The sequence below is a fragment of the Polynucleobacter asymbioticus genome, assembly GCF_018687575.1.
Taxonomy (GTDB): Bacteria; Pseudomonadota; Gammaproteobacteria; order Burkholderiales; family Burkholderiaceae; genus Polynucleobacter; species Polynucleobacter asymbioticus_C.
In genome coordinates this window covers 174880-186433 of sequence record NZ_CP061297.1, presented here as the reverse complement: position 1 = coordinate 186433, position 11554 = coordinate 174880, and the positions used below count along the sequence as shown (strand labels likewise).

The window sequence follows — 11554 nt, the reverse complement described above, 5'->3', positions numbered from 1 at the left end:
CTAGCGCGGGTCTAAACCAAACGGTAATTTTTCGACGGGAATGTTGTTTTTATTCTGAAACCTTTTCCAATCAAATTGCACGCCTGGGTCAGCCTTTCTTCCTGGGGCAATATCGCTGTGCCCAGCAAAGTGAAGATTCGGGTAGGTAGCATTGAGTTGAGCGCTTAATTTAGCAAGAGCCGAGTATTGAATATCCTCAAAAGGATGCTCACTATCGCCTTCTAACTCGATCCCAATGGAGAAATCATTGCACTTTTCACGACCCAAGAAGGATGAAACGCCAGCATGCCAGGCTTTGTTTTGAGTGGAGACAAACTGATACACCTCACCACCGCGTGAAATCAAGAAATGACTTGATACCTTTTGATCCGCAATCTCTTCAAAGTAAGGGTGTAATGAAGAATCTAACTTATTCTGAAAAAAATCCACAATAAATTCGGTGGAATTTCCGTCCACAAAACCGCTCGGCGGTAGGCTAATGTGATGAATCACCACCAAATCTGGCGCAATGCCCACTGGTCGAGCGTCTTGATTGGGTGAGATTCGCCAGGCAGCAGAACCCAGCCAGCCGCGATCATCCATACTGTTGAGGTGCTGTTGCGAGCAATAGAAGCGATCCTCTCGCTTGATTACCTCAGACTTTGGAAGGTGCACTGAACAATGGGTGCACTGAACAATCACTTCTGATTCAGCAGCTTTACTTCGCTCAGCCTTGATCTTGGCAGCCTCATCTTTATTGAGCTTCGTTTGTTTTTTCCCTTTTATCCAAAGGTACAAGGCGCCTGCGCCAGCAAATAGTAGAAGCCACTTAATCAAATCGTCATGCTCTCTGAAGAATGACTTCCAAAACAAATCTGCTGCCAACGTAGGCTAGGAGCAAGGCGGTATAAGCACTCAAGACCCAACGCACAGCGACGCGGCCTCGTAAGCCGACACGCCAACGGGCGATCAGGAGCCCAGAAAACAAAACCCAGGAAATCAGAGCAAAAATAGTCTTATGGTCAAAAACTAGCGGCTTACCAAATAAGGTTTGGGAAAAGAGTAGGCCAGAAAAAACGGTCAAACTCAACAGTGCCACGCCCACATAAAGTAAATTAAAAAGCAGGCTTTCCATTGTCATCAAGGGCGGCAAATCTTCCAACCAGTGGGCTACTCGACTGTTTGGGATGATCGCCAGCTGACGATGCAATGCTCGATCCTGAATACTCATCAACATGGCGTGCATTGCAGCCAAACTCAATAATCCAACCGAGATAGTAGCCACGATAAAGTGCCCCTTAAACCAAGGATCAGAGACAGCCTTTGGAGAAATCAGGGTGCCAGAGAAAATGGCGGGCAATACCGAACAGATCAGCGCAAAACACAAAACCAGCCAGCGCAAACTAGAAATTGGCAAAAACCAAGACTGAAACCAATAAAAGGCAAGGCCAACCCAAGCAATCAGAGAAAGATCCTGGGCGAAACCAAACACAAACCCTTCAGGCGTAAAGACCGAGTCGTGCAACACGATCCCGTGCACCAATAAAATCAAGAGAATGAAGGCCTGAACCAGGCCTGTAAAAGCCGGGGACTCAATCTTCCCCTTAGGTCGCAAACTTAAAAAGACCAAAAGAAGCAAATAAAGTGCAGATGGAAGCCATCCAGAGCCTGAGTAACCTAAAATATCCATCTGGAAAGTCTAATCGATAAATGCTAGAGAATCTCACCGACCGCCTATCTCGCGTTGTTAAAACAATGCGGGGTCAAGCTCGCCTGACCGAAGCCAATACAGCAGAAATGCTACGAGAGATCCGCCTAGCCTTGCTGGAGGCCGATGTTGCGCTTCCCGTGGTGAAGTCTTTACTTGAGCAAATTAAATTTAAAGCCCTTGGCGAAGAAGTGGTTGGTAGCCTGAGCCCAGGCCAAGCACTAGTCGGGGTAGTACAGCGTGAATTAGCCCAGGTCATGCGTGGGGACACTTCTCAAAGTGGCGAACTCAACTTAGCCACTCAACCTCCAGCAGTAATCTTGATGGCGGGCTTACAGGGCGCAGGTAAAACTACCTCAGTAGGTAAGTTGGCCAAGTTTCTGCAAGAAAAAAAGAAAAAGAAAGTCCTCACAGTTTCTTGTGACGTATATCGCCCTGCAGCTATAGAGCAACTAGAAACTGTCAGCAAACAAGTTGGCGCTGAATTCTTCCCAAGCAATATCAATCAAAAACCCAGTGAAATTGCCGCGGCTGCCCTTGATTGGGCGCGTCGTCATTATTTTGATGTGCTCTTAGTCGACACAGCCGGTCGTCTTGGTATTGATGAGGCGCTCATGCAAGAAATCAAAACCTTGCATGCCAATCTCAATCCGGTTGAAACACTGTTTGTGGTTGATGCCATGTTGGGTCAAGACGCTGTCAACACAGCCAAAGCATTCCATGAAGCACTCCCGCTCACTGGTGTCATCCTCACTAAGTTAGATGGTGATTCACGTGGTGGTGCTGCGCTGTCAGTACGCCAAGTTACCGGTGTGCCGCTCAAGTTCATTGGTGTTGCCGAAAAAATGGACGGCCTTGAAGCATTCGATGCCGACCGCATGGCAAACCGTATTTTGGGTATGGGCGATATTCTTGCCTTAGTTGAGCAAGCCCAACAAAATGTCGACGTTGCTAAAGCAGAGAAACTGGCGACTAAGATTTCTAAAGGTGGATTTGATTTAGGCGACTTCCGAGATCAACTGGCGCAGATGCAGCAAATGGGAGGTATGGCTAGCTTGATGGATAAGCTACCAAATCATATGGCACAAGCAGCCTCCAAAACCAATTTAAGTGCGGCTGATAAACAAACACGGCGCATGCGCGGCATCATCGATAGCATGACCCCAAAAGAGCGTGCAAAACCAGAATTACTAAAAGCAACTCGCAAACGTCGCATTGCAGCTGGTGCAGGCGTAGAGGTTCAAGAAGTTAATCGTCTGCTGGCGCAGTTTGAGCAAATGCAAACTATGATGAAGCAGTTTAAGGGCGGCAAAATGGCGCGCACCATGGCATCCATGGCAGCCAAAGGAGCCGCCAAGGGTATTGGCGGACTCTTCAAAAAATAATAGTTAAAAACAGATCAGCTAAGAAACGAGTTTCTTGGCTGCATCAACCGCAGCAATCACTTTTGCTTTAATTTCCGGCAGTGGAATATTCTCTGATTCAGCATCAGTACGGCCTTTAAATTCCACTTGAGCATCTGCCAAACCACGATCACCGATCACTACGCGGAATGGAACGCCGATCAATTCCCAGTCAGCAAACATGGCACCCGGTCTTTCGCCACGATCATCCAGCACTACATCCACTCCAGCAGCAAGCAACTCATCATGCAACTGATCGGCAGCAGCTTTCACAGCTTCTGATTTATCGTAGCCCATTGGACAGATCACCACTTCAAATGGCGCCATCGAAATCGGCCAAATAATGCCACGCTCATCATTGCCCTGCTCAATTGCAGCGCCAAGCAAACGCGTTACACCGATGCCGTAACAACCCATCACCATGGGCTGCGCTTTGCCTTGCTGATCTAAGTAAGTGCAACCCATTGCCTCGGAATAGCGTGTACCCAACTGAAATACATGGCCCACTTCAATGCCACGACAAATATCCACAACACCTTTACCGTCAGGCGAGGGATCGCCAATGACAGCATTACGCAAATCCATTACTAAAGGCTCTGGTAAATCACGACCCCAGTTCACACCGGTTAAGTGATGACCAGCATCATTCGCACCACACACAAAATCAGCCATATTGGCAACGGTATGATCTGCAACTACAGTCACATCCGCAGAAATTCCAACGGGGCCTAAATAGCCCGCTGGTGCATTACAGGCTTGTTTGATTTCAGCTTCACTAGCAAAGCGTGACTCCGCCATACCAGGAATCTTGCTAGCCTTAATTTCATTGAGCTCATGATCGCCACGAACCAGCACCATAAATAATTTAGCCGGACCCTCTTCCTGATCGGCAGCAAACAGCAAGGATTTCACAGTCTGCTCTAGCGGCAGGTTTAAAAACTTGGCAACCTCTGAACAGTTTGTTTGATTTGGCGTCGCAACCTTTGTCACTGCTTGCGTTGCAGCACCGCGTACCGCAATTAATGAGGCTGACTCAGCAGCCTCTAAATTGGCAGCGTAATCTGAATTGGGGCAATACACAATTGCATCTTCGCCAGTATCAGCAATCACATGAAACTCTTGACTACCAGAGCCGCCAATAGCACCGTTATCCGCCGTTACTGCACGGAACTTCAAGCCCATGCGCTTGAAGATTCGGGTGTAAGCATCAAACATGATTTGGTAAGACTTCTTCAATCCCTCGGTATCACGATCGAATGAATAAGCATCCTTCATGCTGAACTCACGCCCACGCATGATTCCAAAACGTGGGCGGCGCTCATCACGGAACTTCGTCTGAATTTGATAGAAGTTCACCGGCAACTGTTTGTAGCTCTTGATTTCATTGCGCGCCAAATCAGTCACCACCTCTTCAGAGGTTGGCTGAATTAAAAAGTCACGATCATGACGATCTTTGATGCGGAGTAACTCTGGCCCCATCTTTTCCCAGCGACCCGTCTCTTGCCATAACTCGGCTGGCTGAATCATGGGCATGAGTAATTCGATTGCGCCTGCACGATTCATTTCCTCACGGATGATGTTCTCAACCTTGCGAATAGACTTCAAACCCAAAGGCAAATAGTTGTAGATGCCAGCGCTCAGCTTGCGAATTAAACCGGCGCGCACCATGAGCTTGTGCGAAACCACCTCAGCGTCAGAGGGGGCTTCTTTTAGCGTGGCGAGAAATGACTGTGAAGCTTTCATGTATGGATATAATCAAATCATTGATTTTAAAGGATTTGAGGCACGATCTCATGCTTGACCGTGAAGGGTATCGACCCAATGTCGGCATAGTCCTCCTCAATAGCCATAACGAGGTTTTCTGGGGAAAACGCGTTGGGCAGCATTCGTGGCAGTTCCCGCAGGGCGGGATTCAGCATGGTGAGAGCCCAGAGCAAGCCATGTACCGCGAATTGCATGAGGAAGTTGGCTTGCTGCCGGAACATGTCCAAATTATTGGACGAACCAGGGACTGGCTTCGTTACGACGTCCCGGAGGAGTTCTTGCGTCGTCAACATGCCTCTAAAACTCATCGGGCCAGCTATCGCGGCCAAAAACAAATCTGGTTTTTGCTGCGTTTGGTGGGTTTAGACAGTGATATTCATCTGCGCGCTTCAGAACATCCTGAATTTGATGCTTGGCGCTGGGTACCTTTTTGGATCCAACTCGATTCCGTCATCGATTTCAAGCGCGAGGTCTATCAATTGGCCCTTTCTGAGCTTGCGCGCTATTTGTCCCGCGGCATGCGCATGCAGCAGCTTGCCTGGGGATCCCCGCTCGACCTATTTCAATCCCTTTATGGGGGCGATGAAGACGAACCTAAAGAAGCAAAACCCACTGATAAGCCATGATGAAACTCTCTAATTCCAGTCTTCGACTTTCAACTCTTGGCCTAGTTCTCAGCTTAGCCCTAGCAGGATGTGCAGGTGATCCCTTGGAAAGCGGGGTTGATCCTTTTGCGCCGATGGTCTTCAAAGAGGGTGCTACGGCAATGCCCCTGAATCCTCCCAATAAAGCAACTATTCAGCCTTTTTATGTCTCACAACAAACTATTTTTAAGTTTGCCGTGGACACCGACTCTATTTTGATTGGTAACGATGGCATCACTAGATATATCGTTATTTTGACAAGCCCTAATGGCAACAGCCAAGTGCAGTACGAAGGTATTCGTTGCGATTCTTTTCAATGGCGCCTCTATGGCACTTTTGAAAATAGCGCATGGCAAGAAAATCCTCTGTCTACTTGGCGCACAATCCAAAACAACATACCCAATCGCTACCAGGCAGCACTAGCTCAAGGCGCATTCTGCAACTTCAATAATCAAGAAAAGAATATCAAGAACATCATTAATTCACTCAATCCGAATGGGTTTACCGGGCAGATAAAGCCTACCAATTCCTTTGGTGTAATTAATTAAAAACTATTGATTGCGTTTTAAAGCTTAAGCAGCGGTCAGGCGGGTACCGATTTTTTCGCCACTCATTAAGCGCGTGAGAACCTGAGGCTCGCGCCCAGAGGCAATGACAGTTGCAGCGCCTGTTTGAGCAGCGACTTTCGCAGCCAATACTTTGGTCAGCATGCCGCCCTTGCTAAGTTCACTGGCAGCACCCCCAGCCATTTTTTCTAAAGCAGGATCACCAGCAGTAGCATCGCTCAATAAAATAGCGGAAGCATCTTGGCGTGGATCGGCTGTAAATAAGCCACCTTGATCAGTCAAGATCACCAGTAAATCTGCATGAATTAAATTGGTCACTAAAGCAGCCAAGCTATCGTTGTCACCAAATTTAATTTCATCAGTAACTACGGTATCGTTTTCATTGATGATTGGAACTACGCCGAGTTTTAGCAAAGTATCCAAAGTTGCTTTGGCATTTGCATTACGTTCTGCATGTGCTAAGTCAGCATTAGTCAACAAGACTTGCGCACTACGTAAATTAAAGCGCGCAAAACAACTCTCGTAAACTTGTACCAAACCCATTTGACCAACAGCAGCTGCAGCTTGTAGCTGATGAATTTCTGTTGGGCGCTTACCCCAGCCAAGGCGTTGCATGCCCTCAGCAATCGCACCGGAACTCACCATCAATACCTCATGACCACCGGCTAACAAGGCAGCCATTTGCTCAGCCCACATACCGATTGCAGCGCGATCCAAGCCCTCACCATTATTAGTGACTAGGCTTGAACCTACTTTCACAACGATTCGTTTAGCTTTCTGAATATTCATATCAAATGTGGCGCTCAAATGACTGTTGATTAATCCGGGGCTTTATCTTCTGCTTGAGTTTGCTCTTGATAACGTGGGTCAGCAGCGCGCTCATCCTCATCATCCCTATCCTTACGAATAGAGTCTAGATAATCTTGCAATGAGTAGCACAGCTTATCGCAACCCAAACCTGTTAAAGCAGAGATCTCAAAGACAGGGCCCTTCCACTTAAACCGCTTAATAAAGTCTGCAACTACTTTTTTGCGATCTTCCTCGGGAATCATATCCACTTTGTTTAGCACTAACCAGCGTGGTTTTTCAACTAGAGCTTCATCGTACTTACGTAATTCATTCACGATGGCTACAGCATCTGCCACTGGATCAATGTTGTCATCAAATGGTGCAATGTCGACTAAATGCAAGAGCACGCCTGTACGTTGCAAGTGTCTTAAGAAGCGGTGACCCAAGCCAGCACCCTCCGCAGCACCCTCAATCAATCCTGGGATATCAGCAATCACAAAGCTACGCTCAGCACCTACGCGTACCACACCTAAATTCGGGTGCAGCGTTGTGAATGGATAGTCTGCAATCTTTGGGCGCGCATTAGATACCGCAGTAATCAAAGTCGATTTACCTGCATTGGGCATACCCAACAAACCAACGTCAGCCAATACTTTTAATTCGAGCTTGAGCTTACGACGCTCACCCTCTTTGCCATTTGTCTTTTGGCGAGGAGCGCGGTTTGTACTACTCTTAAAGTGAATATTTCCCCAACCACCAACGCCACCTTGGGCTAAGCAAAGACGCTCGCCATGGGTAGTTAAGTCGGCAATCGGCTCACCAGTTTCGTAATCAGAAATGATGGTGCCAACTGGCATACGCAACTCGATATCATCGCCTGCGCGACCATAACAATCAGCGCCACGGCCAGGCTCACCATTTTTTGCAGTGTGCGTTTTAGCGTAGCGATAGTCAATCAAGGTGTTGATATTGCGGTCAGCAGTAGCCCAAACGCTTCCGCCTTTACCGCCATCACCACCATCGGGTCCACCGAATTCGATAAACTTTTCGCGGCGCATGGAGGCACTCCCGGCGCCACCTTGGCCAGCTATGACTTCAATACGAGCTTCGTCTATAAATTTCATGAATAAAAAAAGCCTCGCTTAGCGAGGCCTGTTCCTAAGAGTTAAATTCGGAATAAATCTGAATCAAACGTGTCTCAGTCAGGCGTCTTATGAACGCGGGAGAACTGAAACCTGGGCCTTCTTCAAAGCACCCTTAACGCCAAATTCCACTTGTCCGTCAATTAAGGCAAACAAAGTGTGATCTTTACCAATACCAACGTTCATACCCGGATGTACTCGTGTACCACGTTGACGAATGATGATGCTGCCAGCGTTGATTTGCTCGCCGCCAAAAACTTTAACGCCTAAGCGTTTCGATTCTGAGTCGCGGCCATTTCGTGTCGAGCCGCCGCCTTTTTTCTGTGCCATATCTTTCTCCTGCTATTTAGCCGTTAGCCTAAATTAGGCTTTAATCGTGTTAATCAGAATTTCTGTGTAATTCTGACGATGGCCTTGGTGCTTTTGATAATGCTTGCGACGGCGCATCTTAAAGATTGTCACTTTATCGTGACGTCCCTGGGAGACGACAGTGGCCATCACAGCTGCACCATTAACCAATGGATCACCCAATTTGAGTGAAGCGCCTTCGCCTACGGCTAAGACTTGGTCAAGAGTGATTTCGCTGCCGATTTCCGCTGGTATCTGTTCTATTTTCAATTTTTCGCCTGCAGCAACTTTATACTGTTTGCCACCGGTTTTTATGACCGCGTACATGGTTTGAAACCTCAATTAATATCTACATTTAAGCTAATCCACCCTGGATGAGCTAAGCCGATTATTATATCTTGCATGACGAGCACTGTCAAAATCAATGAATTAAGCCAAATTTTGGCCCCAATTGCCTTAGATTTCAAGGCCTTAGATGAGGTTATTCGCCTACGCTTAGCCTCGAAAGTGGCTTTAATTGACCAAATCTCGACTTACATCATCCAAGCAGGTGGAAAACGGGTTCGACCAGCCCTTTTGCTACTAGTTAGCAAGGCTTTAGCTAATGGTAGAGAAACCCCTCATGCCCTAGAGCTGGCAGCCGTGGTGGAATTTATCCACACAGCCACCCTACTCCATGACGATGTTGTCGATGAATCCACTCTGAGAAGGGGTCGCGAGACTGCGAATGCCGCTTTTGGCAATGCTGCAAGTGTGCTGGTAGGCGATTTTCTGTATTCCAGGGCCTTTCAGATGATGGTGGGCCCCAATGATCTGCGGGTAATGGAAATCCTGTCTGATGCAACCAATACGATTGCCGAGGGGGAGGTTTTGCAACTCCTCAACATGAACGACCCTGAAGTAGACGAAGAGAGCTATTTGCGGGTGATTCGCTATAAAACCGCCAAGTTATTTGAAGCATCTACCGAGCTTGGGGCAATTTTGGCTGGCACTGATGCCAAGCAACGAGAACAATCTGCCGCTTTTGGACGCCATATTGGTACCGCCTTCCAGTTAATGGATGACCTTTTGGATTACACCGCTGATGCATCCCAAATGGGAAAAAATGCCGGTGATGATTTGAGGGAAGGAAAGCCGACGCTGCCACTCATTTATCTTCTTGAAAATGGCAGCACAGAAGAACGCCTATTAGTTCGTGCAGCAATCGAACAAAATCAAGATTTGCCCGATGATGTCTTTCAACAGATTCTGAATGCAGTCCAAAATTCTGGCGCCTTGGATTACACCCAAGCCGCTGCAAAACGAGAGGTTGATCTCGCCCTCGAATGCCTCAAAGACTTTCCTCAAAATGAGGCGACAACAGCTCTACATGCCTTGTGCAAATACTCTTTGTCTCGGCAAACTTAAGCGCCAACACTTTTTACTCTGATATCGCGCGCAGTAATGCGCGCTTTCTCAGCCTCATCACGCAGGCGTTCGATCTCTTGTGCGCTAAGCTTTTCTAAATTGGAATAGTCTAATTTCCAAGCAGAGTCTGAAGCCCACACTAAAGGCGACTGCACCGTTGTGCGCGGTCCGGGTGCACCCTCAAGCAAACGCAGAGCCAATTCAAAATTGGAGTCTTGCGATTGCAAATTATTGGGGAGTGCAGCCGCGTTGCCTAGCGGAAAGTCGCTAAAGAGCAAACGGGGGGCGCCACAATATTCCACAATGTCTTTCGCTGCACCCATGATGACTGTAGGAATACCAGCAGCCTCTAAATACCGCGCCAATAAACTTTGACTTTGATGGCAAATGGGGCAATTCGGAATTAGCACAGCCACATCAACATAATCCTCACGTAGCTTTTCTAAAATGAGGGGTGCGTCAATCTCCAGAGTATGGCGTTGACTACGATTGGTTGGTAGTCCGTAAAAGTGCTTAGATAGGGATTGAATACGCCCCTTTTGAACAGCCCGTTTTGCCGCGTCTAATGGGAACCAACAATTACTGTCCTGCATATTAGCGTTACGCCTATCAATACCAACATGCGCAATACGCAAGTCTGCATCCACATCAATCGAGCGAGCATAGGGATCGTAAAACTTAGCTGCAGCGTTATAAGGAGCGCCTGGTCCTTGAGGACCTTTGCTGGTATCAAAGGGTACCGCCGTAGTGACTAAACCCAGGATCGACTGATTGAGGGGCTTTTGGGGTTGGATAAAAGGTACATCAATGTAATGCGCCCAAACATAGGGTGTCTCATATCCCAAGCCTAGATAGTAGTTACGGGTTCGCTCAATGTAGCGAACTGGCTGGTCCAATTCAGGCGCAAATTGCAATTCAGAATTCTTGGTCATTAATCCATCCCTGTAAGATATTGCTTATCAAATATTAACTATCAGGAGAATTCATTATGGCTCAATGGCTCAGATTTCAACATCAAGGCAAATCCGGCTTAGGACAAGTTCAAGGCGATCAGATCGCCGTGTATACCGGTGATTTATTTAATCATCCCCAAGCTACTGGCGAGAGCCTAAAGCTATCCGATGTCACTATCGATATCCCATGCACTCCATCCAAAATGGTTGCGATGGTAGATAACTTTCATGCGCTGGTTACCAAACTCGAGCATGCTGTGCCAGCAGAACCCTTATATTTCTTGAAAGGTAATAATTCTTTCTTAGCAGCCAATCAAGTTATTCGCACTCCAAAGTCTTACTCTGGAAAAGTCGTTTATGAAGGCGAACTCGGCATCGTCATCGGCAAAGCCTGCCATGAAGTAGATGAGGCGCAAGCTGCTGCTGCCATTTTTGGCTATACCTGTATTAACGATGTCACAGCCATTGAGATTTTGAATCGTGATCCTGGCTATGCTCAGTGGACGCGCTCCAAGAGCTTCAACACCTTTGGCGTCTTCGGCCCTTACATCACTACCGATGTAGATCCAAGCAAACTCACGATTAAAACGATCTTGAATGAGCAAGAGCGTCAAAACTATCCCGTCGCTGACATGATTTTTCCACCGGCAAAATTAGTTAGCCTGATCTCTCAAGATGTACCACTTCAAGCTGGGGATATCATCGCCTGCGGAACCTCTGTGGGTGTTGGCTCCATGAAACCCGGTAGCAATGTCAGCATCATCATTGATGGGGTTGGACGCTTAGATAATCGCTTCGAATAAGCTATCAAGACTGTTGATCTAAATCCGAAACCTCAAAAATAAAAACCC

Annotated in this window: 12 protein-coding genes and 1 pseudogene; 5 read left to right on the top strand and 8 right to left on the bottom strand. The window is 47.4% G+C overall.

Features of this window, described 5'->3' with window-relative positions:
• Together ampD and AOC19_RS01025 are read right to left on the bottom strand one after the other, a co-directional pair.
• A complete protein-coding gene (ampD, locus tag AOC19_RS01030) occupies positions 1–777 on the bottom strand; it encodes a 1,6-anhydro-N-acetylmuramyl-L-alanine amidase AmpD (RefSeq protein WP_435367682.1) in 777 nt (258 codons plus the stop codon).
• Between the two features lie 43 nt (positions 778–820).
• On the bottom strand, positions 821–1669 hold the full coding sequence (locus AOC19_RS01025) for a cytochrome C assembly family protein (RefSeq protein ID WP_215376718.1): 849 nt from the start codon (positions 1667–1669) through the stop codon (positions 821–823).
• A 20-nt stretch (positions 1670–1689) separates the two neighbouring features.
• On the opposite strand from AOC19_RS01025, the gene ffh reads away from it, so the two are divergent.
• Positions 1690–3072, top strand: coding sequence for a signal recognition particle protein (gene ffh / locus AOC19_RS01020; RefSeq protein ID WP_215376715.1), 1383 nt, complete (start codon positions 1690–1692; stop codon positions 3070–3072).
• 18 nt (positions 3073–3090) lie between these two features.
• On the opposite strand, the gene AOC19_RS01015 is transcribed toward ffh, so the two are convergent.
• A complete protein-coding gene (locus AOC19_RS01015) occupies positions 3091–4833 on the bottom strand; it encodes a proline--tRNA ligase (protein WP_215376712.1) in 1743 nt (580 codons plus the stop codon).
• Positions 4834–4883: 50 nt separating this feature from the next.
• Here AOC19_RS01015 and AOC19_RS01010 point away from each other — a divergent pair, with 50 nt between their 5' ends.
• Together AOC19_RS01010 and AOC19_RS01005 are read left to right on the top strand one after the other, a co-directional pair.
• Positions 4884–5480 (top strand): RNA pyrophosphohydrolase, encoded by a 597-nt coding sequence (locus tag AOC19_RS01010; RefSeq protein ID WP_215376709.1) that lies wholly within the window; start codon positions 4884–4886, stop codon positions 5478–5480.
• Entirely contained in the window at positions 5477–6046 is a 570-nt protein-coding gene (locus tag AOC19_RS01005) for a CNP1-like family protein (protein WP_251368048.1), read from the top strand. Before AOC19_RS01010 ends, AOC19_RS01005 begins: the two co-directional genes overlap by 4 nt.
• A 30-nt stretch (positions 6047–6076) precedes the next feature.
• Here AOC19_RS01005 and proB read toward each other — a convergent pair.
• The 4 genes and pseudogenes from proB to rplU all read right to left on the bottom strand — a co-directional run.
• Positions 6077–6853 (bottom strand): annotated as a pseudogene (gene proB, locus AOC19_RS01000) (glutamate 5-kinase); the annotation flags it as partial.
• 29 nt (positions 6854–6882) lie between these two features.
• Positions 6883–7977 carry a GTPase ObgE gene (gene obgE, locus AOC19_RS00995; protein WP_215376706.1) on the bottom strand — a complete coding sequence of 365 codons (1095 nt, stop codon included), beginning with the start codon at positions 7975–7977 and terminating at the stop codon, positions 6883–6885.
• Positions 7978–8064: 87 nt separating this feature from the next.
• Positions 8065–8325: a 50S ribosomal protein L27 gene (gene rpmA, locus AOC19_RS00990; protein ID WP_215328605.1), complete on the bottom strand. Its 261-nt coding sequence runs from the start codon at positions 8323–8325 to the stop codon at positions 8065–8067.
• Between the two features lie 33 nt (positions 8326–8358).
• Positions 8359–8670, bottom strand: coding sequence for a 50S ribosomal protein L21 (gene rplU / locus AOC19_RS00985; RefSeq protein ID WP_041484800.1), 312 nt, complete (start codon positions 8668–8670; stop codon positions 8359–8361).
• A 75-nt stretch (positions 8671–8745) separates the two neighbouring features.
• Here rplU and AOC19_RS00980 point away from each other — a divergent pair, with 75 nt between their 5' ends.
• Positions 8746–9750: a polyprenyl synthetase family protein gene (locus AOC19_RS00980; RefSeq protein WP_215376703.1), complete on the top strand. Its 1005-nt coding sequence runs from the start codon at positions 8746–8748 to the stop codon at positions 9748–9750.
• Here AOC19_RS00980 and AOC19_RS00975 read toward each other — a convergent pair.
• Entirely contained in the window at positions 9747–10682 is a 936-nt protein-coding gene (locus tag AOC19_RS00975; RefSeq protein WP_215376701.1) for a glycine/sarcosine/betaine reductase selenoprotein B family protein, read from the bottom strand. The genes AOC19_RS00980 and AOC19_RS00975 overlap by 4 nt on opposite strands.
• 56 nt (positions 10683–10738) lie before the next feature.
• Here AOC19_RS00975 and AOC19_RS00970 point away from each other — a divergent pair, with 56 nt between their 5' ends.
• Positions 10739–11506 (top strand): fumarylacetoacetate hydrolase family protein, encoded by a 768-nt coding sequence (locus AOC19_RS00970; RefSeq protein ID WP_215376697.1) that lies wholly within the window; start codon positions 10739–10741, stop codon positions 11504–11506.
• The last annotated feature ends 48 nt before the right edge of the window (positions 11507–11554 follow it).